At 67.8% G+C, this 22,584-nt stretch carries 17 protein-coding genes; 7 read left to right on the forward strand and 10 right to left on the reverse strand.

All coding sequences use genetic code 11. From position 1 onward, the window contains the following. The first annotated feature begins 8 nt into the window (after positions 1-8). Entirely contained in the window at positions 9-1,220 is a 1,212-nt protein-coding gene (locus tag F6X38_RS11455; RefSeq protein ID WP_150969957.1) for a benzoate/H(+) symporter BenE family transporter, read from the forward strand. Here F6X38_RS11455 and F6X38_RS11460 read toward each other — a convergent pair. From F6X38_RS11460 to leuA, 3 genes are all read right to left on the reverse strand, one after another. Beyond that, positions 1,213-1,821, reverse strand: coding sequence for a hypothetical protein (locus F6X38_RS11460; RefSeq protein ID WP_150969958.1), 609 nt, complete (start codon positions 1,819-1,821; stop codon positions 1,213-1,215). The genes F6X38_RS11455 and F6X38_RS11460 overlap by 8 nt on opposite strands. Before the next feature lie 82 nt (positions 1,822-1,903). Beyond that, positions 1,904-3,541, reverse strand: a complete 1,638-nt coding sequence (locus F6X38_RS11465; RefSeq protein ID WP_150969959.1) for a thiamine pyrophosphate-binding protein — start codon at positions 3,539-3,541, stop codon at positions 1,904-1,906. Beyond that, positions 3,541-5,217, reverse strand: a complete 1,677-nt coding sequence (gene leuA / locus F6X38_RS11470) for a 2-isopropylmalate synthase (protein ID WP_150970029.1) — start codon at positions 5,215-5,217, stop codon at positions 3,541-3,543. Before leuA ends, F6X38_RS11465 begins: the two co-directional genes overlap by 1 nt. Before the next feature lie 516 nt (positions 5,218-5,733). On the opposite strand from leuA, the gene F6X38_RS11475 reads away from it, so the two are divergent. From F6X38_RS11475 to F6X38_RS11485, 3 genes are read left to right on the forward strand one after another with little or no spacing between them, the layout of a single operon-like run. Next, positions 5,734-6,150 carry a hypothetical protein gene (locus tag F6X38_RS11475; protein ID WP_150969960.1) on the forward strand — a complete coding sequence of 139 codons (417 nt, stop codon included), beginning with the start codon at positions 5,734-5,736 and terminating at the stop codon, positions 6,148-6,150. Continuing rightward, on the forward strand, positions 6,150-6,587 hold the full coding sequence (locus tag F6X38_RS11480) for a hypothetical protein (RefSeq protein ID WP_150969961.1): 438 nt from the start codon (positions 6,150-6,152) through the stop codon (positions 6,585-6,587). The genes F6X38_RS11475 and F6X38_RS11480 overlap by 1 nt, the downstream gene beginning before the upstream one ends. Before the next feature lie 39 nt (positions 6,588-6,626). Then, on the forward strand, positions 6,627-8,507 hold the full coding sequence (locus F6X38_RS11485; RefSeq protein ID WP_150969962.1) for a patatin-like phospholipase family protein: 1,881 nt from the start codon (positions 6,627-6,629) through the stop codon (positions 8,505-8,507). 58 nt (positions 8,508-8,565) lie between these two features. Here the strand turns inward: F6X38_RS11485 and F6X38_RS11490 are convergent, their stop codons facing one another. Continuing rightward, on the reverse strand, positions 8,566-9,468 hold the full coding sequence (locus F6X38_RS11490; RefSeq protein WP_150969963.1) for a cation diffusion facilitator family transporter: 903 nt from the start codon (positions 9,466-9,468) through the stop codon (positions 8,566-8,568). A 313-nt stretch (positions 9,469-9,781) separates the two neighbouring features. Here F6X38_RS11490 and F6X38_RS11495 point away from each other — a divergent pair, with 313 nt between their 5' ends. Beyond that, positions 9,782-10,618, forward strand: a complete 837-nt coding sequence (locus F6X38_RS11495; RefSeq protein WP_150969964.1) for a thioesterase domain-containing protein — start codon at positions 9,782-9,784, stop codon at positions 10,616-10,618. A 14-nt stretch (positions 10,619-10,632) separates the two neighbouring features. Here F6X38_RS11495 and F6X38_RS11500 read toward each other — a convergent pair whose 3' ends face one another. Next, complete coding sequence (locus F6X38_RS11500) at positions 10,633-12,822, reverse strand: anthranilate synthase (RefSeq protein ID WP_150969965.1); 2,190 nt, start codon at positions 12,820-12,822, stop codon at positions 10,633-10,635. A 268-nt stretch (positions 12,823-13,090) separates the two neighbouring features. Between F6X38_RS11500 and F6X38_RS11505 the strand changes: the two genes are divergently transcribed. Both F6X38_RS11505 and F6X38_RS11510 read left to right on the forward strand, forming a co-directional pair. Then, the gene (locus F6X38_RS11505; RefSeq protein ID WP_150969966.1) at positions 13,091-14,119 is read left to right on the forward strand and encodes an SPFH domain-containing protein; all 1,029 of its coding nucleotides are present in this window, start codon (positions 13,091-13,093) and stop codon (positions 14,117-14,119) included. Further along, positions 14,116-14,568: an NfeD family protein gene (locus F6X38_RS11510; RefSeq protein ID WP_150969967.1), complete on the forward strand. Its 453-nt coding sequence runs from the start codon at positions 14,116-14,118 to the stop codon at positions 14,566-14,568. The genes F6X38_RS11505 and F6X38_RS11510 overlap by 4 nt, the downstream gene beginning before the upstream one ends. Positions 14,569-14,571: 3 nt before the next feature. Here the strand turns inward: F6X38_RS11510 and F6X38_RS11515 are convergent, their stop codons facing one another. The 5 genes from F6X38_RS11515 to F6X38_RS24110 form a co-directional block, all read right to left on the reverse strand. Continuing rightward, on the reverse strand, positions 14,572-15,186 hold the full coding sequence (locus tag F6X38_RS11515; protein WP_246191303.1) for a hypothetical protein: 615 nt from the start codon (positions 15,184-15,186) through the stop codon (positions 14,572-14,574). 81 nt (positions 15,187-15,267) lie between these two features. Beyond that, positions 15,268-16,077, reverse strand: a complete 810-nt coding sequence (locus F6X38_RS11520; RefSeq protein WP_202617971.1) for a methyltransferase family protein — start codon at positions 16,075-16,077, stop codon at positions 15,268-15,270. A gap of 84 nt (positions 16,078-16,161) precedes the next feature. Beyond that, a complete protein-coding gene (locus F6X38_RS11525) occupies positions 16,162-17,778 on the reverse strand; it encodes an EAL domain-containing protein (protein WP_150969968.1) in 1,617 nt (538 codons plus the stop codon). 104 nt (positions 17,779-17,882) lie between these two features. Then, entirely contained in the window at positions 17,883-19,562 is a 1,680-nt protein-coding gene (locus F6X38_RS11530; RefSeq protein ID WP_150969969.1) for a formate--tetrahydrofolate ligase, read from the reverse strand. A 113-nt stretch (positions 19,563-19,675) separates the two neighbouring features. Next, positions 19,676-22,069: a heparin lyase I family protein gene (locus F6X38_RS24110; RefSeq protein WP_161992725.1), complete on the reverse strand. Its 2,394-nt coding sequence runs from the start codon at positions 22,067-22,069 to the stop codon at positions 19,676-19,678. Positions 22,070-22,584: the final 515 nt, after the last annotated feature.

Genomic DNA, 22,584 nt, shown 5'->3' on the forward strand with positions numbered 1-22,584 from the left:
GCCGGGCGATGCGTTCGCTCCCGCCCCTTGCCGCCGTCAGCGCCGGCCTGCTCGCTGCGTTTGTCGGCTTCACCAGTTCGTTCTCCGTCGTGCTGCAGGGGCTCGTCGGCGTCGGCGCGAGCCAGGCAGAGGCGGCATCCGGGCTGATGGCGATCTCGGTCGCGATGGGCGCCGGCTCGGTCCTCCTCAGCACGCGATACCGCATGCCGATCATCGTCGCCTGGTCGACGCCGGGCGCGGCGCTGCTCGCGGGCAGCGGCCTGTCGCACGGCGACTTCGCGACGGCGGTCGGCGCGTTCCTGTTCGCCGGGCTCCTCGTCGTCGCGGCCGGCGTGGTGCGCCCGCTCGGCCGGCTGATCGCGGCGATCCCCGCCTCGGTCGCGAACGCCATGCTGGCCGGCATCCTGTTCTCGCTCTGCCTCGCACCGGTGAAGGCGATCGCGGCCGAACCCGTCGCCGGCGTCGCGATCGCGCTGGTCTGGGTCGTCGTCGGCCGCCTCAATCGCCTGCTCGCGGTTCCGGCTGCCGCGCTGGTCGCGATCAGCGCGATCCTCCTGAAGAGCGGCGGCGATCTCGGCGGCGGCTCGCTCCTGCCGCACCCCGTTCTCGTGACGCCGGTCTTCGACGTCCAGAGCGCGATCGGCATCGGCTTCCCGCTGTTCCTCGTGACGATGGCTTCGCAGAACATTCCGGGCCTCGCGGTGCTGCGCATCCACGGCTACGAGCCTTCGCCCGGGCCGCTCTTCGCGACAACGGGCGTGCTCTCGCTGCTGTGCGCGCCCTTCGGCGGCGTGACCGCGAACCTTGCCGCGATCACGGCCGCGATCTGCGCCGGCGAGGAGGCCGGCCATGATCCGTCGCGGCGCTGGTGGGCGGGCGTCGTCACCGGTATCACCTACATCGTCTGCGGGCTCGGCGCCGGCGCGATGACCGCCTTCGCCAGCCTGTCGCCGCTGCTGATCGAGGCGGCCGCGGGGCTGGCGCTGGTCGGAACGCTGGCGAACGCGCTGCAGGCGGCCACCGCCGCGCCGGAAGAGCGCACCGCCGCCGCGGTGACGTTCCTCACCGCCGCTTCGGGTGTTGCCTTCGCCGGGATCAGCGCGCCGTTCTGGGGCCTCATCGCCGGCTGCGCGATCTACGCGGTGTTCCGGCCGCGCCCCGCACGATCCGCGGAGGTCAGCGAGGAAGGCGCACTCTCCGGATCGGCTCGACCTACCTGATCTGCAGGCCGCGCAGCGTCGCGATGGCGAACAGGATGCCAGCGCCGATCGCCATGCCGATCAGCAGCCAAGACAGGGCGAAGGCGAAGCTCGGTTGGGAGGCGGCCGGCGCCGCCGGCCGGATCGGCTCGCCGTCGCCGGGGTCGTCGCGCGGGGTGCGGCGGTCGATCGTAGCGTTATCCGGTTCCGCGAAGGCCTTCTCACGCTCGACGATCCGCTCGGCGATGTAGGTCGTCACCCGGTCGGCGACCGTGCGCATGTCCGTCGACTCGGCCAGCGTCAGGCGGCCGATGCGGGTTTCGCGCACGAAGCGATAGGTGCGGCGGTCGCGCGCCATCGAGACATGCGCCGTCCCGTCCACCCAGAAGCGCGGCTGCGGGCCGCCGGACAGCGCGAGGTCGAAGAATTCGTCGCCGGCCGGAATGTCGTCGATCACCGGCTGCAGCGCTTCGGCGAGGATTTCCAACCGGGCGCGATCCGCCTCGCGGATGTCGACCACGACATCGCTGCGGTGCGCGGCAGCGATCTTCGCGGCGCGCACCGCGTCCGCCAGACGCTTTGTCCCGGTCAGCGGCGCGACGTTGTCCTTGCCTTCAGCCATCAACCTGCCGCGCACCCGTCATCGTTCCTTCGCTATCATCGCCGCCACTGTCTCCGGCGGCAAGCGCCTTTCCGACTGGTCGTTAAAGGCGCATCGTCGGCGACAGCCGCCTCGGATCGGTGAGAAGATGCAGAAGCGCCGGCCCGTCGGCGGACCGGGCGCGCCCGAAGGCCGCAGCGAAGTCCGCCGTCCGCTCCACCCGCTCGCCGAATGCGCCGTAGGAGCGCGCCAGCGCCGCGAAGTCCGGGTTGCGCAGCGAGGTCGCGGAGACCCGGCCGGGATAGCGCTTCTCCTGATGCATGCGGATCGTGCCGTACTGGCCGTTGTCGATCACCAGCAGGATCACGCCGAGGCCCTGCTCGACGGCGGTGCCGAACTCCTGGGCGGTCATCTGGAAGCAGCCGTCCCCCGCGAAGGCGACGACGGTGCGCTCGGGATGGCGCAGCTTCATCGCGATCGCGGCCGGCAGGCCGTAGCCCATCGAGCCGGAGGTCGGCGCGAGTTGCGACAGGCGGTTGGCGAACCGGCCGTAGCGATGCAGCCAGCCGCCGTAGTTGCCGGCGCCGTTGGTGCAGGTCAGGTGATCCGGTACGGCGCTTGCCAGATGCGCCATGACGGCTTCGAGATCGACGAAACCGGTGTCTTCGCCGCCCATGCGGACGGTGGACCATTCGAGATAGTCGCGGTGCGCCGCCTCCGCCGTGCCGGACCAGCGGACCGTCGCGGGCGGCGCGAGCTGGACGGCCTTGCGCGCGAACGACGCCGGGTCGGCGAGGACGCCGAGCGTCGGCTGATATAGGCGACCGATCTCACGCTCCTCCGGCAGGACGTGAACGAGCTTCTGCGACGGATGAGGTATCGTCAGTAACTCGTAGCCCTGGCTCGGCATTTCGCCGAAGCGTGCACCGATGGCGAGGATCAGGTCGGCCGCCTCGATCCGGGCTCGAAGCTTCGGCGAGACCCCGATGCCGACGTCGCCGGCATGATTCGGATGCAGGCTCGGGAACAGCATCTGCCGGCGGAAGGAGCAGGCGACCGGCAGATGCCAGTTCTCGGCGAAGTGCCGAATGTCGGCGAGCGCGCCGTCCGTCCAGCGCGGGCCGCCGAGCACCATGATCGGCGAGCGCGCTTCGGCGAGGAGCGACCAAAGCTCCTCCATCCGCTCCTGCGAGGGCGGCAGCGTCTCGACCTCGTGGAAGGGCAGGATCTCCGACACGCCCTCGCCGGACAACGTGTCTTCGGGCAGCGCGACGACCACAGGGCCGGGCGCGCCCTCCATCGCGATGCGGAAGGCGTCCTCCACCAGCGCCGGCAGTTCGCCGGGCGTCTCGGCCTCGAATACGGCCTTCGCCATGCCGCCGAACAAGCGGTCGTAGTCGACCTCCTGGAAAGCGCCGCGCCCGCGAAACTCGTGCGGTACCTGGCCGACGAAGAGAATCATCGGCGTCAGGTCGTGGGCGGCGACGTGCACGCCGGAGGCGGCATTCGTCGCGCCCGGCCCGCGCGTGACGAAGCAGATGCCGGGGCGGCCGGTGATCTTGCCGTCCGCTTCCGCCATCATCGCCGCGCCGCCCTCCTGCCGGCAGACCACGGTCTCGATGCTGGAATCGTGAAGCGCGTCCAGCACCGGGAGATAACTTTCCCCCGGCACGCAGAAGACGCGGCCGACGCCCTGGCGCTCCAAGGCTCGGACGAGAAGGACGCCGCCCGGCTCGGCCATCAACCGGCGCTTCCGAGCCCGATGACACGGTTCGCCGCCGCGACGATCGCGCGGAGCGAGGAGGTCGTCGCGTTCTGATCGATGCCGGCCCCGAAGGCTCTGCCGCCCGGGTGCTCGATCTCCATGTAGGCGATGGCCTTTGCGTTCGAGCCGCGCTGGAGCGAATGCTCGGAATAGTCGGCGACCGTCATCTCGACCCCGAGATGGCGGGACAGCGCGTCGATGAAGCCGTCGATCGCGCCGGTGCCCCGGCCCTCGATGACGACGTCGCGGTTGCCGTCGCGGATCGTCGCCTCCACCGTGCGCGATCCCCTCTCGGAGCCAGCCTTCGTGATGTGCTCGACATAGGCGAGGCGCCCGGCCGGCTGGTCGACATAATCCGCCATGAAGCGCTCGTGGATGCGCTTCGCCGGCATCTCGACTCCCTCCTCGTCGGTCACTTTTTGGATCGATTCGCGGAACTCGATCTGGAGGTTGCGCGGCAGGTTGAGGCCGTAGTCGGCCTGCAGCACGTAGGCGATGCCGCCCTTGCCCGACTGCGAGTTGATGCGGATGATCGCCTCGTAGGAACGGCCGACGTCCTTCGGGTCGATCGGCAGGTACGGCACCTCCCAGAACGGCGAATTCGCCACCGCCTTTGCCTTCATGCCCTTGTTGATCGCGTCCTGGTGCGAGCCCGAAAACGCCGTGTAGACGAGCTCGCCGACATACGGATGGCGCTCCGGAATCTCGAGCTTGTTGCAGTACTCGTAGACGTCCTTGATCGCGTTGATGTCGGAGATATCGAGGCCCGGATCGATGCCTTGCGTGAACAGGTTCAGCGCCAGCGTCACGATGTCGACGTTGCCGGTGCGCTCACCGTTGCCGAAGAGCGTGCCCTCGACGCGATCCGCGCCGGCCAGCAGCCCGAGTTCGGTCGCGGCGACGGCCGTGCCGCGGTCGTTGTGCGGATGCAGCGAGACGACGAGGTTCTCGCGGTTGTCGAGGTTGCGGCACATCCATTCGATATGGTCGGCATGGACGTTCGGCGTCGACATCTCGACGGTCGCCGGCAGGTTGACGATCAGTTTGTTCTCCGGCGTCGGCCGGACGATCTCGGCGACCGCGTTGCAGATCTCGACCGCGAAATCGAGCTCCGTGCCGCTGAAGCTCTCCGGCGAATACTCGAAACGGTAGTCGCCGCCGGCCTTCGCCGCCGTGTCGACGATCAGCTTCGCCGCGTCCGTCGCGATCCGCCTGATGCCCTCGCGGTCCTTGGCGAAGACGACGCGGCGCTGCAGCTCGCTGGTCGAATTGTAGAAATGGACGATCGGCCGCTTCGCGCCCTCCAGCGATTCGAAGGTGCGGGCGATCAGTTCCGGCCGGCACTGGACGAGCACCTGCAGCGACACGTCGTCGGCCGCCTCGCCCTTCTCGACGCACCAGCGGGTGAAGTCGAAATCGGTCTGCGAGGCCGACGGGAAGCCGATCTCGATCTCCTTGAAGTTCATCGCCTTCAGGAGGCGGAAGAACCGCTCCTTTTTCTCCTGCCCCATCGGGTCGACGAGGGCCTGGTTGCCGTCGCGCAAGTCGACCGAGCACCAGACCGGCGGCTGGAGGATCGTCTTCGCCGGCCATGTTCGGTCGGACATGTCGATCGTCGAATAGGGCCGGTACTTCGCGGATGCCGAGGGCATCGTGCGGCGGCTGGAAGCCGGGGCGTCGGCGACTTCGGCACCGCTCTCGGGACGCAAGGCTGTTACGGCTGACATGGCGTTTCGCACCTTCGGACTTCGGGCGGATGCCGGGCCGCGCACTCGTGGCGCGAACTCAGGCGGTCATCCGCGATTGAACGGGGAATGTAAAGCCGAAGAGGCGGAAACGCTGCCTGCCGCGAAGCGAGAGGACGCGCCGGCTCGACCGCCGGACGCCCCTTCGATCAATGGGCCCGACGGTCGCGGCTAAGGATGCGAAGCAGCAGCGGAAGCGGAACGCGCGACGCCGCCACGGCCGCGAATAGCGGCAGCGACAAAACGGCGATGAGGGCCGGGGCGAGCGTCATGCCGGCCAAGCTAGCCGAACGATCGCGGAAAGCAACCCGCCTGCGCGCGGAATCGGGTGGGGGCGCTGTGCCGTTCACGACAGGATCGCGCTCCCCGGTGAGCTAGACATCGTCCGGGGTCATCGACCGAACCTGGGCGAGCGAAAGCCACGTGGACAACGAAATCTCGGAAGCGCTAGCGGCGGCCCTCTTCACGCCGGAACGCGAGACGGCATCCTACGCGATGGAGCTCGGCGGCGGCACGCTCGACATCGTCCGCGCGTCGCGCGGCGGACCGGTGACGCTGACCCTGACGATGCCCGGCGCGGAAGCGGCCGAGCCGGAACTCGAACGCGCCTGGCTGGAAGCCAACTGGCTTCGCCGGCAGCACGACGGCGTCGTCGCCGCGGCCGACGCGGAAGGCCGCATGGTGTTCGGCATGATCCTGGCGAACGACACCGTCTCCGGCGAGCGACTGGAAGCGGCTGCCGCGGCCTTGCTGGCGGCTGCCGATCCGGGCACGGAGCCGCCGCCACCGCCGGCCGAGGCGGCTGCGTTCGAAAGCGATCTCGTCTGGATCAAGCTGTGATGGGTATCGATAACGCCTCCTTCGCCCGCGCCCTCGCCGAGCTCGATGCCGACATATCGGCGACCTCGCCGCGCAGCGCGGACTTCCTCTTCGAGGACGACCTCCCCGTTCGGGTGACGCTGCACCCGGACGAGCAGACCATCCTGGTCGACGCGTTCGCGTTCGATGAATCGGAACTCGCGCCGGAAGCCGGCGCAGCCATGAGCCGCACGCTGCTGCAGCTGAACGGACTGGCGCTCGTCGGAGAACCGTTCGCGATCGGCCTGACGCCGGCCAGCATCGTCGCCGTCACCGTCCGCGCCTCGCTGGCTCGGGCTGGCACCGGCGGCCTTGCCGAGCCGATCGCCTATGCGGTCGCGCAGGCGCGGGAAATCCGCAGCCTTCTCGAGACGATCGAGGCCACCGACGGCGGTGGTCTCGCCGCGTTCAATCTCTGATCGATCCCCACCCATCCGACCGACCCGGAGGCCGAAACCATGAGCAATGTTGGCGCCAATCCGATCTCGTCCGTCGGGATGCGATGGAACCAGACCGTCGACAGCGTCCGCCACGACAGCGGCAAGCTGGCGCGGCTGTCGAACGCGCTGACCCCGCAGTCGAAGATCTCGCCGCAGCAGCTCCAGAGCACGCAGGCCCTGTTCAAGCTGCACGTGCAGGAGCAGGCGCACAAGCTCGGCCAGGAGCTCGGACTTTCCGAGGCCGCCACCGGCCGCCTGATGGCGAAGGCCGAGAGCGCCATCGGCAACATCGTGTCGCTCACCTTCAATCCGGCGATCCGCGGCGACCTGACGGTCAACAAGCGCGATTTCAAGGAGATCGTGAACATGGCCAACGCCAAGGCGCTGGAAAGCCTCGTCGAGCTTTCGAAGACCTTCGGGTCCGCCGACACGTCCCCGCAGGTGATCCCGTTCAAGGACGAGAACGGCCGGATCCAGATGACGGTGATCAAGCCGACCGAGTCGTTCGAGACGCTGGTTCTGCGCGGCGGCGGCGCGAAGGGCATCGGCAACGGCGCGGCGCTGGTGGAATACGAGAAGGCCGGCCTCCTGAAAGATCTCAAGTCGGTCGTCGGCACGTCGGCCGGGGCGCTGACGGCGCTCGGCCTCGCTTCCGGCATGAGCGCCGCCGAGTTCAAGGACTTCGCCGACCGGACAGACATCGCGGACCTGAAGAACTCGCCCAAGAACTTCAAGGCGATGTACGGCTCTATGGTCGGCATGAGTGCGGTCGGCTACGGCGCCGGCAAGGCCCTCAGCACGATGGACGAGGTGTCGAGCAACCAGATCCACAACTGCCTGTCGAAGCCGGGGAACGTCACCAAGCTCGAACAGGCCTGCGGCGCCGGCCTGATCACCAAGGAGGAGCTCCACCATCTGGAAGGCTTCCTGCAGAAGCCGGACTTCAGCGGCAGCCGCGAGGGCAAGATGGTCACCTTCGGCGACCTCAGCGCCATGTCGAAGGTGTTCCCGGAGTTCAAGGAACTGACCCTCACCGGCTACAACGCGACAGATTCCAAGCTCAGCTATTTCGACGCGAAGACGGCGCACGACATGCCGGTGGCCATCGCCGGCCGTATCTCGATGAGCATTCCGAAGTACTTCGCGAGCATCGAGTACGACACCAAGACCGGCGACGGGAAGAAGTCGTGGGTCGACGGCGGCGTCGGCGCCAACATGCCGACAGGCACAGTGCTCGGAAAGGCCGAACAGGCGGTCAAGGACGCCCGGAACGCGGTGGATCAGGCGGCAAAAGCCGGCGACAGCCAGGGCATCCGCCGCGCGTCGGAAGGGCTGGCGCAGGCGACGGACGAACTCGGCAAGCTGAAGTCCAAGACCCTGCTGATGACGTTCGACGAGTTCGGGCGGGCCGACAAGCTGATGCACAATCCGAAGCTCCACGCGAATTCGGCGAAGCGGATCAGCGAAGACAAGACGAATTTCTCGGTGGTCGGCTGGATCGCCGGCAACACGAACATGAAGAACGCCCACAAGCTGGACGCGCAGCACGTCCACGATTCCGGCCCCAACGTGGCGGTGGTCTACCACGGCAAGATGGATACGCTGGATCTCTCGGCCAGCAAGCGCACCAAGGGCGAAGCGGCGCTGGAAGCGAAGATGCGGGCACTGGAGTTCGCGGCGGCCCGGCAGAACCAGGCGAGCCACGAGGTCCGCAGCTCGGCCGAGGACGTGGTGGCGAACTTCTCGCAGACCGAGCTGGAGCAGTTCGTCCGGGCGGGGCCGCCGGACCTCGCGCAGTTCAGCCGGCCGGGCGTGTCGGATATCGACGCGATGAGCCTCTATTCGACGGCGCTGGAAGTCTACGAGAAGGCGCAGGAGCGGCTCCGGCCGGCGATCTGATCCGGCAGCGGCGAGGCGCGCATCCCGCCTCGCCGGCTCGACCACGGGCCGCCCGGCGTCACACCACCGGCACGCCGGTCTGCTTGATCTCCTGCTCGGGCTCGACGTGGATCTGGATCGTGGCGTCGTGGAACTCGCGTTCCAGCGCCGCCTCGATCCGATCGCAGATGTCGTGCGACGCGCCGACCGTCATCGCCGCCGGCACCACCATGTGGAACTCGATGAAGGTTGCGCGGCCCGCGAGCCGCGTCTTCAGGTCGTGGACTTCCAGCGCGCCCGCGGCGTTGGCGGAGATGATGCCGCGCGCCCTCTCCTCGTCGGCCGGGTCCATCGCCTGATCCATCAGGCCCGACAGCGAGGCGACGATGACCTTCCAGCCCTCGCGCAGGATGTTCGCGGCGACGAGCGCGGCCATCAGCGGATCGATCCACAGCCAGCCGGTCCATGTCGCGACAGCGAGGCCGGCGATGACGCCGACGGAAGTCACGACGTCGGCCATCAGGTGCCGGCCGTCCGCGTCGAAGGCCGGCGAGCGGCGCTGCCGCCCGAGCCGGATCAGGTATTGCGCCCAGACGAGGTTCAGCGCCGTCGCGACGCCGTTGACCGCGATACCCTCCAGCGGCGCGGTGAGGAGGCGCGGCGCCTGATAGGCCTCCCAGGCCTCCCGGAAGATCAGGAGCGCGGCCATGACGATCAGGATGCCCTCCGCCACGGCGGAGAAATACTCCGCCTTGTGGTGGCCGAACGGGTGATCCTTGTCGGCCGGGCGGTGGCTGACTTCCAGCGCCAGGAACGCGACGAGCGCCGCGGCGACGTTCACCACCGATTCCAGCGCGTCGGAATAGAAGGCGGCCGAACCCGTCAGGCGATAGGCGGCATACTTGATTCCCAGCACGACGCAGGCGATCGCGATCGACCCGGCCGCGACGCGCCGCGTCGTGCGGATGGCTGCATCCTGCATTGGCGGATCCCCGTCTTCACCCGCTGCAGGCGCGCCCCGTCGCACCCGCGCCCTTCCCGAAGCAGCTTTTTCCGGCGGTGTCGAGATGTCGCAAAGTCGGGACCGATGGTTTCGCCCGGCTTACGTCGACGGGAGAAAGGCAGGCCCCATCACCCCTGCCGATCACCGCTCCGACCGGATCGACGCAGCAACGCATATTGTCATTACCTGCGAATATTGGCATCCTCGCACTATCGACGAGAATAGCTCACAAGCATATTAGTGCGGCCGAAATCGACGCGGTATTCATCGGCCTGTTTCTCGGAGGAATTGCTTGGACTTCTATGCGGGCATCGACGGAACCGGCGTCGTCAACGACGCGCAGTACGAGCGGGACATGCGGAACAGCTTCGTCAGCCAGCTTTCCCGCGATAGTCGTTTCAAGGTCAGATACTACACCCGCGGTCCCTGGAGCGACGGCGGCACCGCCAAGGCGATCTCGAAGACGATGCTGCGCGAGATCGAGACCCGCGTCCACCAGCGGGGCGGCATTCCGGTCGGCCGGCTGGTTCTCGCGGGCTACAGCCGCGGCGGCGCGATCGCGATCCGCGTCGCCCGCGAACTCGGCGAGCACGGCCATAAGGTCCACTGTCTCCTGCTGTTCGACGCGGTTGACATGTCGTTGGCCATCGCGGCGAGCCGCATCCCGGCGAACGTCCGCTACTGCTTCCACGCGATGCGCGATCCGATGGCGCGCTCGCGCAGTTCGTGGGGAAACTGCGGTACGGAACGCGAGATCAAGGACGACGCGGTGACGTACTTCCGCTGGCAGCGCTTCACGTGCACGCATGGCGGGATGGGCGGCGTGCCGTGGAAAGTCGCAGACCCGGACGGCATCATCAACGAGGCCTATACGGGCCGGAAGTTCGCGGCCGAGTTGGATAGCGCGCGCGAGAATCCCATGCTGCGACTCGGTGGAACGACTTCGTTCGGCGCGTTCGGCGGCCTCGTGGATGCGGTCGACGCCGCGAACGACTGGCACCGCAGAGCCAGCCGCACGACGATCACCCTGCGCCGCGATCGCGACGGCTCCCTCGAAGTGCGCAACTGGATGTTCAACCGGCTGCGCTGGGCGCTGCAGCAGCCGGCGAGCCAGCCGCTCGCCGCCTGACGCAGCCTTCCCGGTCAGGCCGCCTTCGCGCCGGCGCGCCGCGGCAGGTGCGCGACGATGTTCTCGATCATCCGCATGCCGGCCTGACCGCCGAGCGACATGATGCTTTCGGGATGGAACTGCACGGCCGCGACCGGTTCCGAGCGGTGCTCGAAGGCCATCACGACGCCGTCCTCCGTTTCGGCCGTCACCTCGAAGTCCTTCGGCAGCCGCACCGGATCGGCGAAGATCGAGTGGTAGCGGCCGACCGTCACCTCCTGCGGCAAGCCGGAGAAGATGATGCCGGGTTTCGCGACCCGGATGCGGGACGGCTTGCCGTGCACCGGCATGTGCAGCGTGCGCAGCGTGCCGCCATAGGCCTCCGCCAGCGCTTGCAGGCCGAGGCAGACGCCGAAGATCGGGAACCCACGCTGCCGGGCAGCCTGGATCGTCGCCTTGCAGTCGAAATCGCTCGGCCGGCCGGGACCGGGCGAGAGCACGACGAGGTCGGGCGAGACGCGATCGAAGATCTCGTCCGGCACCGGGGCGCGTACGGTCGTCACCTCCGCGCCGGTCTGGCGGAAGTAGTTCGCCAGCGTGTGGACGAAGGAATCCTCGTAGTCGACGAGGAGGATGCTGAGGCCCGTGCCGACCTTCGCCCCTTCCCGCTCCGGCGCGGCCGAGTTGGAGGCGCCGGCCTCGCGGATCGCGGCCAGCATGGCGGAAGCCTTCAGCTCCGTTTCGGCCTCCTCCTCCTCGGGATTCGAGTCGTAGAGCAGCGTCGCGCCGGCGCGCACCTCCGCGATGCCGTCCTTCAGGCGGATGGTGCGCAGCGTCAGGCCGGTGTTCATGTCGCCGTTGAAGTGGATCATGCCCACCGCCCCGCCGTACCAGGCGCGCGGGCTCTTCTCGTTCGCCTCGATGAAGCGCATCGCCCAGAGCTTCGGCGCGCCCGTCACCGTCACCGCCCAGGCGTGGGACAGGAAGGCGTCGAAGGCGTCCATGCCCTCCCTGAGCCGACCCTCGATATGGTCGACGGTGTGGATGAGGCGCGAATACATCTCGATCTGCCGCCGGCCGATGACGCGCACCGAGCCCGGCTCGCAGACGCGGCTCTTGTCGTTCCGGTCGACGTCCGAGCACATGGTCAGCTCGGACTCGTCCTTCTTCGAGTTCAGCAGCTTGAGGATCTGCTCGGAGTCCGAGATCGCGTCGGTGCCGCGCTTGATCGTGCCGGAAATCGGGCAGGTCTCCACCCGCCGGCCGGTGACGCGCACGAACATTTCCGGGCTCGCACCGATCAGGAACTCGTTGTCGCCGAGGTTGATAAAGAAGGAATAGGGCGACGGGTTGATGCCCTTCAGCCGCCGCGAGACGGCGGAGGGCGCGTTTTCGCAGCGCTCGAAGAAGGTCTGGCCGGGCACCACCTCGAAGAGGTCGCCCCGCATGAACTTCTCTTTCGCGCGCTTCACCAGTTCGGCATACTCGCCCGGCCGGTGGTCGCCGCGCGGCGGGATGCGGTCGGACGGCGCGAAGGGCGCGTCCGGCCCGCCGCCTTCGAGGCCGGCGGTGCCGCGCCCGTCCTTCTCGAAGTCGTAGCGAAGGCGATAGGCGCGCACGGCGTGGTGATCCACCATCAGGATCTCGTCCGGCAGGTAGAGGACGAGGTCGCGGCGCGTTTCCGGCCGCTGCAAGGTCTCGGCGACCGGGTCGAACTGGAAGGCGAGATCGTAGCCGAAGGCGCCGTAGAGGCCGATGTCGCCGTCGTCGTCCGACTTGAACAGCGCGACGACCTCGCGCAGCACGGAGAATACGGTCGGCATGCGCGAGCGCTCTTCTTCCGTGAAGGCGCGGGCGGGCTCGGCGACGGTGAGGTCGATGCGCGCTTCCGTCGCGGCGAGTGCGGCGACGTCCTCGTGCCCGCGGAGCGCGTCGGCGACGAAGCCGAGCAGCACGCGCCCGCGCAGGTTCAGCGCCTCGATCCTGACCGCCCGGCCGGACGAGGTGATCATCAGCGGCGGATTGGCGATGGCGGTGTCCCAGCGCGTGTAGCGGCCGGGATATTCGTAGTTCGACGAGAAGACCGCGCCGCGCCGCGCATCCAGCCGATCGACATAGGGGTCGATCGCGCCGGCATAGTCGAGGTATTCGCGCCGCCGCGTGACGATGACGCCGCCCTCGGTGCGGTATCGCTCGGCCCCGTCGGCCAAGGTCTCCAGCGTCATGTCCCGTTCTCCCGACCGTGCCCTGGGTGCGGCCAACAAAAAAGGCCGCCGGTTGAACCCTGGGCGACCTGCTCGTTTCGTCTCATGCGCGCGAACGATCCCGGGCCGCCTCTAGCTGCCCCACCACCACCGGTTCGTGATCGTCGCGATCGTCATGGCGCATTCGTAGCGCAGGTCGCGGCGGAGGGCAACGCCGCTCGCGGTCGCTGGCCAAGCCGGCGGGGATCGGGCAATCCTTGCGCGCAGAACCACGACGGGAGAATGCAGGATGAACGGCAACTTTCCGGCCTACGGGCTCGGACCGGGCAGCATCGCCCTGATCGTTCTGGTTCTGGTCGTGGCGATCGTCCTGTTCCGGACGATCAAGGTCGTACCGCAGGGCTACAACTACACGGTCGAGAACTTCGGCCGCTACACGCGCACCCTGACGCCCGGCCTCAGCCTCCTCGTGCCGTTCGTGGAGCGCATCGGCCATCGCATCAACATGATGGAGCAGGTGCTGGACATCCCGACGCAGGAGGTGATCACCAAGGACAATGCCGCGGTCGCCGCCGATGGCGTCGCTTTCTTCCAGATCCTCGACGCGGCTGCAGCCGCCTATGAGGTCTCGGGTCTGAAGAACGCCATCATGAACCTCGTGATGACCAACCTCAGGTCCGTCATGGGCTCGATGGACCTCGACGATCTGCTGTCGAACCGCGACACGATCTCCGAGCGCATCCTGCGCGTCGTGGATCAGGCGGCGCATAGCTGGGGAATCAAGATCACCCGGATCGAGATCAAGGACATCAACCCACCGGCGAAGCTGGTGGAGTCGATGGGTCGGCAGATGATGGCCGAGCGCGAGAAGCGCGCCGACATCCTGGCAGCGGAAGGCGCGCGGGCGGCGAAGATCCTCCGCGCGGAGGGCGAGAAGCAGGCGCAGATCCTCGAAGCCGAGGGCAAGCGCGAGGCCGCCTTCCGGGAAGCCGAAGCGCGCGAGCGGCAGGCGGAAGCGGAAGCCAAGGCGACGCGTGTCGTATCGGAGGCGATCGCGGCCGGCGACGTGCAGGCGATCAACTACTTCGTCGCGCAGCGCTACACGGAGGCGCTGGCGAAGCTCGCCTCCGCGCCGAACCAGCGCGTCGTGCTGATGCCGCTGGAAGCGAGTTCGCTGATCGGCGCGCTCGGCGGCATCGCCGAACTCGCCCGGTCGAGCTTCCCGGAAGCCCCGAAGCCTCAGGCCGCGGTGGCGCGTGCGCCGGCCCGGCCGACGACGCCGGCGTTCCGCACCGACGGAGGCAGCGGCGCGGCATGAGCGAAGTGATTGCGACCTACGGCTGGTGGATCCTCGGCCTCCTCCTGCTCGGGCTCGAAGTCGTCCTGCCGGGCGTCTACCTCCTGTTCTTCGGCATCGCGGCGCTCGTCGTCGGCGCGAACGGCTTTCTGGTGCCCGGCCTTTCCTGGCAGAGCGAGGTGGTCGGGTTCGTCGTCGTATCGGTGGTCGCCGTCCTGCTCGGCCACCGCTGGTACGGGCAGAAGCGCGTCTCCGGCGAATCGGATGGCCTGAACCGGCGCACGGCGCGGTTGATCGGGCGGAGGGCGACGCTCACCGATGCGATCGAGCACGGGCAGGGCCGCGTCAAGATCGAGGACGGCTGGTGGCGAGTGGAGGGCCCCGACCTGCCGGTCGGCGCCCAGGTCGTCATCGAATCCGCCGATGGGTCCCTCCTCCGGGTCCGCCCGGTGGCCCCAAGCGGCGACTGACCGTCACATCGGCGGCACAACGCCCTTGTCGCCGACCACCACGGACTTCGTGGCGACGGTGCCGTCCGCGGCTTTCATGCCGGACACGAAGACCTTGTTGCCGGGCTTGAGGTCGGCGGTGGAGGCGTCGGCCAGCGTCACGACCGGGATGCCGTCCGGCAGGGTCACGGTCTTCTCGCCCTGCGGATATTTCAGCGTCAGCTTCGCGCCGTCGACATTGGTGACCGCGTTGGCGACGGTGGCGTTGGTCATGGTCGAGTTGGGCTGGACATCCCACGGACGCGTGCCCTCGCCGGCGCCGCGCATCGCGGCGGGGAAGATCAACACCTCGACCGCGCCGTCGCCGCCGCCGGATTGCGGCACGGACGCGACGCCGACGAAGTCGCCGGTCTTGATGTCGGATATCTTCGCAGCCCGGACGCCTTTCACCGCAACGCCATCGGCGAGCTTGATCGCGACCTTGGCGCCTTCCCGCGTATCGACGTTCAGCGTCGAGCCGTCGAGCGAGGCGATGGTGCCGCGAACGCGGGTCGGCTGCCCGTCCTGCGCGACGGCCGGCAGCGCAGCGCAGTTGAAGAGGACGCCGAGGGCTATGACGCCTTTCGCGAATGTCCGCATCGATGGTCTCCAGTTCGGTTTGCAGTACCCGGACGAGTTCGCGCGGCGGCGGCGAAAGGTAACGCGGTTACGGCGATGTGATCACCGCCCGCTCCGCGGCGGACGCGGCCAGGGCAACCAGTACGGCACCTGCCGCGCATAGGTTTCGAAGCCGTCGCCGAACCGCCGGCGGAAGCGGCGCTCCTTCAGAAGCGGCGCGGCGAGGCAGTACGCCGTGAGGAAGACGGCGACCGCGAACTGGTCCGGCGTCCAGGTCGGCACGGTCCAGACGGTCAGCGAGAAGCTGACATAGATCGGCTGGCGGACCACCCGGAACAGGCCGCGCGTCGGCATCGGCGGAAAGCGCGGCGCACGATCGCGGAACACCGACCACCAGCCGAGCGAGCCCGCTTGCACGGAGATGCCGGCATCGAGAATGGATTTCAGCAGCAGCAGCCAGGACGCGGCATAGCAGACACAGAGAACCGCGAGGGATGGTCCGGTCGCCCGCCACCAGACCACGCCGCTCGGCGTCCAGAGCGCGAAGAGCAGGAGCACCTGCAAGGAGGCGACGATGACGTAGGTTGTCGTCGCAAGCCGACCGGCGATGCGGTCCGGCGCGAGACGCTTCAGCATGCGCCCGCCGACCGGCGTCAGCAGCAGCGAATGGGCGAGCGGGAACTGCAGCAGCAGCGCCGCGTCCGCCACCGGCCACCACGGCGCCGTCACGGTGCCGAGCGAGCGGCTCATGCCGAAGAACATCGCGGCGATCATCGTCGCGACGCCGATCGCGAAGGATGCATGGCAGAGGAGGCCGTAGGCAACGGCGATAGCTCGGTCCGCTCGCCGAGACGCAGCGTCGCGAACGCTCTTCGCCGAGGTCGTTTCGCGGAAGGGTACGGCTTCGGCCATGCCCGGAAGCTAGGCTGGCGCGGCGAACCGGCGACGATTTTCGCCTGCGACCGATGGCATCGACCGACGAATCCGAGTTGCGATTCAGGCGGCGTGCGGCAGGCTCGCCGGGCGTTGGCTTTCGGAGGCCATGAACACCGCGAAGTCGTCGATCGGCAGCGGCCGCGAGATGTGGTAGCCCTGCACGCGCTCGACCGCCGAGCCGAGCGCACGAAGCGACGCCAGCCGGCCCGCGGTCTCGACGCCTTCCACCACGATCACCCTGCCCGAGACGTGGATGAGCTCGATCGCATGGGCGAGCATCCGCGCCATCAGGCTGTCGTCCGGGGCCATCGCGAAGGCCCGGTCGAGCTTGACGCCTTCGATCGGCAGCGATGCGAGGTTCTGGATGTTGGAATAGCCGGCGCCGAAGTCGTCGAGATAGACCTGCACATCGGCGCGCCGCAGCGCCTCGATCTGCGCCCGCGCCTCGCACGCCACGAAGGCGGCGCTTTCGACGATCTCGGCGATGATCGAGAAGCGCGGGCTCATCGACTGGCAGCAGCGGAACACGTCCGGCAGGCGCTTGTCCGAGAGATCGACGGGAAAGACGTTGAAGGCGACGTGCAATCGCGCGTCATCCGGGAGCGCTTGCGAGAGCTCGTTCATCGCCTTCTCGACGATGGCGCGGGTGAAGGCGAGCGTCAGACCGTGGCGCTCGACGAGCGGGATGAAGCGATCCGGGAAGACGATCGAGCCGTCGACGTCGCGCCATCGCGCCAGCACCTCGCAGCCGGTGACGCGGCCGGTCCGCAGATCCATGACGGGCTGGTACGAGCAGATGATCGAATCGGCGCTGAGGTGGCGGCGGAACCGGTTCTCGAAGGAGCAGTAGCGTTTCACCCACGCCCGCAGGACGTCGGCGGCGAGATGGGACACCACGAGGAGGACCACGACCGCCAGGAGGGTCGCCGCCTTCTGCGAGGCTGCAAGACGCCACGGATCGGCGATGCCGGCGACGCAGTACGAGCCGCTCGCGTCGCAGACCATGCGGCGAAACAGGCCGTCGAAGCCGGAACGGTTTGGCCCGGTCGCCGCGAGCACAGCGCCGTAGAGGCCGCGATCGCCGCTGCGATGCCACCAGTTGCCGCGCGAGTCGCGCCGCATGATTTCCAAGCTGAGCCAATCGGGCGTTTCGGTCGCGATCTCCGACTGCTCCTTCGGCACCACGACGGCGACGGCATCTCGCAGGACGATCGAGCCCGAGAGGCCGTCGAGCCCGATCGATTTCAGGTCGAGCTGCAGCCAGACCGCCGAGCCAGCCGCGTCGCTCGGAAGGATGTCCGGCGTGCCGAGATCGATCGACGGATCGAACCGCCCGGTGCTGACCGAGCACTCGATGGCGCCCTTCGGGGCAAACATGAACTCGTTCAGGCCGTCCGGCCGGTAGGCGAACCGCCGCAGTTGCGCCCGAAATTCCGGGGTGCAAGGCGTGGTGGTGAGTTGAGCCCGCAATTCGTCCAGCGCGCCGTCGACCTTCGCGTCGAGCGCCGTCAGTCGGCCCACGGCGTCATGGCCGGCGGACTCGATCGAACGAACGAGTTCCTGACGCGCGAAGAACAGCGCGAGGGAGAGAAACACACCGAACGACAAGGCGCTGAGCACCAGCCGGACGAGCCAGCTCCTCCGCTCCAGCATCACCGCGTTGACGAGCTTGACCATCGAAAGCTCCCGCACCTTCGAAGAAGGGCAGCACGGGAAACCTCAACGACGGCTGAAAATCCCGACGCATCGGAAGCCGGAAGCGATGGAAAGCCGCGGGATCGCTAAAAAAGTCCTTCGATGCGGCCGGATCCGTCCAGCCTGATCCGTTCAGCCGCGGGGCGGCGCGGCAGGCCGGGCATGGTCAGCACTTCGCCGCAGAGCGCGACGACGAAGCCCGCGCCGGCCGCGAGGCGCACTTCCCGGACGTGGACGCCAAACCCTTCCGGCGCGCCGAGGAGTTCCGGGTCGGCCGAGAACGAGTAAGGCGTCTTCGCCATGCAGACCGGCAGCCGGCCGTAGCCGCGCGCCTCGAAATCGGCAAGCTGGGCGAGGACGCCGCGCTCCGCCGTGACGGCGACGCCGCGATAGACGCGCTTCACCACCGTTTCGATCTTGGCGTAGAGCGGCATGTCGTCCGGATAGAGCGGCTCGAAGCGGGCGGTGCCGCCGTCCGCCAGCGCCGCGACCTTCTCCGCCAGTTCCACCGCGCCGGCCGAGCCCTGCGCCCAATGCCGGCAGAGGATGCCTTCCGCGCCGCGCGCCGCCACGAACTCCCGCAGCACCTCGATCTCGGCCGCGGTGTCGGTGGCGAAATGGTTGATGGCGACGACGACCGGCACGCCGAAGGCGCGCACGTTCTCGATGTGGCGGCCGAGGTTGGCCGCGCCGCGCCGCACCGCCTCGACGTCTTCCGCGGCCAAGTCCGCCTTCGCGACGCCGCCGTTCATCTTCGCCGAGCGCACCGTCGCCACGATCACGCAGGCGGCGGGCTGCAGGCCGGCCTGCCGGCACTTGATGTCGAAGAATTTCTCCGCGCCGAGATCGGCCCCGAAACCGGCTTCCGTCACGACGTAGTCGGCGAGGCGCAGCGCCGTCTTCGTCGCCACCACCGAGTTGCAGCCGTGCGCGATGTTGGCGAACGGCCCGCCATGCACGAAGGCCGGGTTGTTCTCGATCGTCTGCACGAGGTTCGGCAGCACCGCATCCTTCAGGAGCGCCGCCATCGCGCCGGTCGCGCCGATATCGCGCGCGAAGACGGGCGAGCGATCGACGCGGTAGGCGATGACGATCTCGCCGAGACGGCGCTCGAGGTCGGCAAGGTCCTCGGCGAGGCAGAGGATCGCCATGACTTCGGAGGCGACGGTGATGTCGAAGCCGGCCTCGCGCGGATAGCCGTTGGCCGGCCCGCCAAGCGAGGTGACGATGTCGCGCAACGCCCGGTCGTTCATGTCGAGGACGCGCCGCCAGACGATGCGGCGGGAGTCGATCTTCTCGGCGTTGCCCCAGTAGACGTGGTTGTCGATCATGGCGGCGAGGAGGTTGTGCGCCGCGGTGATCGCGTGGAAATCGCCGGTGAAGTGGAGGTTGATCTCCTCCATCGGCACGACCTGCGCCATGCCGCTGCCCGTCGCGCCGCCCTTCTGCCCGAAGCAGGGCCCGAGCGAGGGCTCGCGCAGGCAGATCGCGGCGCGCCGGCCGATCCGCACCAGCGCGTCGCCGAGCCCGATGGTCGTGGTCGACTTGCCCTCCCCCGCCGGCGTCGGATTGACCGCGGTGACGAGGATCAGCTTGCCGCTCGGTCGCTGCCCCAGGGAGCGGACGAAGTCCGGCGCGAGCTTCGCCTTATCGCGCCCGAAGGGAACGAGGGCATCGTCCGGGATGCCGAGCCTCGCTGCGACCTCCCCGATCGGAAGCTTGCGCGCTTCGCGCGCAATGTCGATGTCGGATCGGGCGGCTGGCATGGGCACGCTCCGTAGCGGCTTCGGCCGAACGGCGCAAACCCGCGCTACGGCGACCGCTCGCAGGCGCGGCCCATATACCCTTGGTGTGATGAGCGGGGCTCGCGAAGCGGCGCCTAGATCACGATGATATCCGTGGAATGCAGCACGGCGTCATCGAACCTTGCGAGAGCAACGGCCTTGCCACTCCCCGCGCCGTCCGCGTCCCAGGAAAGCACATGCGTGCTCGTATTGAAGATGAACTGGCCGATTGCGTCGGCCGTCCCCTGGTTCGCCTCGGCACCGGCAACGAAGCGCGTCGCGTCCAGAGGTTGTCCCGCCGCTAGTCCGAAGAAGGCGTGGTCCACGGCGACCTTGTCGCCCTCGATCGCCGAGAAGTCAAGCACGCGATCCTGGCTTCCGGCTTCGGCGTTCAGGAACGTGAACGTGTCCGCTCCTCTACCGCCGCGAAGGATATCCGCACCACCCAGACCGGTGATGACGTTGTTGCCGTCGTTGCCGTTGATCCGATTCGCCAGGGCATTTCCCGTACCGTCGATATTGCCGGCGCCGGTGAGGTTCAACGTCTCGACGAAGCCCGTCAGCTTGTAGGAAACCGACGCGAAAACGCTGTCGCGGCCGCCGCCGATGGCGTTGTCCACTTCCTTGACGATGTCGGCAGCATCATCGACGACATAGGTGTCGTTGCCCGTTCCGCTGGCAAGCCGGTCGGCGCCCGCACCGCCATCCAGCCAATCGTTGCCGCTTCCGCCGTCCAACTGGTCGGCACCGTCGCCGGCAACCATGAAATCGTCGCCAGCGTCGCCGAAGAGCTTGTCGTTGCCGACCATGCCTTCCAGCCGGTCGTCGCCCGCACCGCCGCGCAGCACGTCGTTGCCGTCGCCGCCGTGCAGGAAATCGTTGCCGGCGTCGCCATGGAGGTCGTCGTCGCCCGCGAATCCGTAAAGGGCGTCGTCGTCGCCGCCGCCCCACATGTCGTCGCTGCCGTCGCCTCCGACCAGCTTGTCGTTACCGGACCCGCCGAACAGCGCATCATCACCCGCGCCGCCGTCGAGCATGTCGTTGCCGCCGTCGCCGATGAGCCGGTCGTCACCCAGCCCGCCCGACAAGGCGTCCTGCCCTTCGCCCCCATGAATTCGGTCGTTGCCATTCCAGCCGGCGAGGGTATCGTTCCCTCCAAGCCCGACCAGAACGTCATCGCCCTGCAAACCGTTCAGCGTGTCGTCCGCCGCACCGCCGAACCGCAGGATCTCATCCGACGCGACGGTATGGACACCAGCGGCGTCGGTATACGTTCCCGCCGAGCGAACGAACTGTCCCGCTAAAGCATCCGACGAGCCGAGTGCGGCACTCGCGCCGACGATGTCGATCCAGTTCGCCCCGTCCGCCGAAGCCTGCCAATGCAACGTCGCCGTCGGAGCCGCCTTCGCGGTCTCGACGACCGATTGGATGGCGTGCAGCGTCAATCCGTCGAGGCCGATCATCTCGGAAAGATGGACCGCGACCGGCTTCACGGCGGCCGCCTGCGGCGCGGGCGGCATCTCGCCGCCCGACTTGATAGCCAGATCCTTGTATTCCACCGCCATCGCGACCGTCGCGCCGGCATGGCGGTAGATGCCCTCCTGCCAGTAGGCGCCGGTATGCCCTTCCAGATTGATCTTGCCCGAGTAGTCGACGATCGTCGCCCCGTCCCGAGTGATCACGAGGCGCCCGTTTCCATCAGGGTCGAGCACCGTCCTGATGCTCATGTCATAGTCGTGGCCCCGCTGAATATCGGTCGTGTCCGCGAAGACCTGCTGCGAGTACGGCTTCCCGTCGGTGCCGGTGTATCGCACGAAGACGGCCATGCGATCGCCGTCGCGCAAGCCGATCTCCACTGCCGGCGGGCTTTTCAACGCACCGTCGTGGTCGTTCTGATGGAGCTGACCCAACACGACCCAGGCGGCATCGTTCTTTTCGCCCGGCTCGATGTTCATCTTGTACGATACTTCGAACGGAACATCGTTCGAGAACTCATCCAGAAGCCGAGCTTCCGAGCGCTCGCTCGCGGCCTTGTTCTGCAGATCCCAGAAGGCGACATCGTTGTTGCGGACCTCGAAGCGGAGGCTGTCGCTTTCAGGCGCGGAGATGCTCCAGTCCTTGTGGGCGTTCAACGTGCGGAACGTTTCCTCATTCGAGACGACCGTGAAGTCGCCCCAGTCCCGCGCGCCCGTATCGTTTGCTGTTCCAACGGTGAAGGTTCGAACCGGGGAAGACGCTGTGCCGAAGTCGCCGTTCTCGATCGTCGCGACGATCTTGTGCGATCCCATCTCGTCGAACGGAAGATCGGCGGAGTAAACACCGTCGGGGTTCGTGGTGGCCTGGCCGGCGAGAACGCCGTCGATGAAGAGCGAAACCGTGGATTGCGGCTGCGCGCGACCAGCAGCCGTGAGAACGAACAGATCGGTCGCATCGTCGATTGTGACGGATGTATAGCTGATCGTCGGCGCTCCGATCGCTGCGTCTCCCACGGTATGCTCCTCGTAAGCGACAGACGGTCTTCGCATCGGCGCGACACCCGGCGATGCCTATGCCGCACTGCAGCAAAACGCGCAAGAAAAACTTAAATCTTACGCATGCACAAAGAAGAACTCACGCAACACCCGCATCTGGTGTTACGGGGAAACTGTCTGTTTCTGCTGTAAAAGTGTGAGCATTCGCATCGGAAATGACCCGTGCAGCTATCTGCGCCGGCCAGCAGTCGACGACAGGGAAGGCGTCATGGCCTTGCGATGCGTCTTTCCGATCGGGATTGCCCGATTCGCTGAGCGCGATGCGTCGCGTATCAGGTGCGCGGAAATGCCGTGGAGACGGCATTCCATACGATAGGGAAACGAAGCAGGGCTTCATGCCTCAAAGCGAAAGCCCGGAGGGGAGGACTCCGGGCTTTCGTTATTCTCGTATTCCAGCCATCGATCGAGAACGTCGGGAGGAAACGTCCGCGACCGGCTCGGCTTGTCAATCGGCCTGGAAGATTCCGGTTCCG

It is taken from the genome of Plantimonas leprariae (genome assembly GCF_008802405.1).
Taxonomy (GTDB): Bacteria; Pseudomonadota; Alphaproteobacteria; order Rhizobiales; family Rhizobiaceae; genus Plantimonas; species Plantimonas leprariae.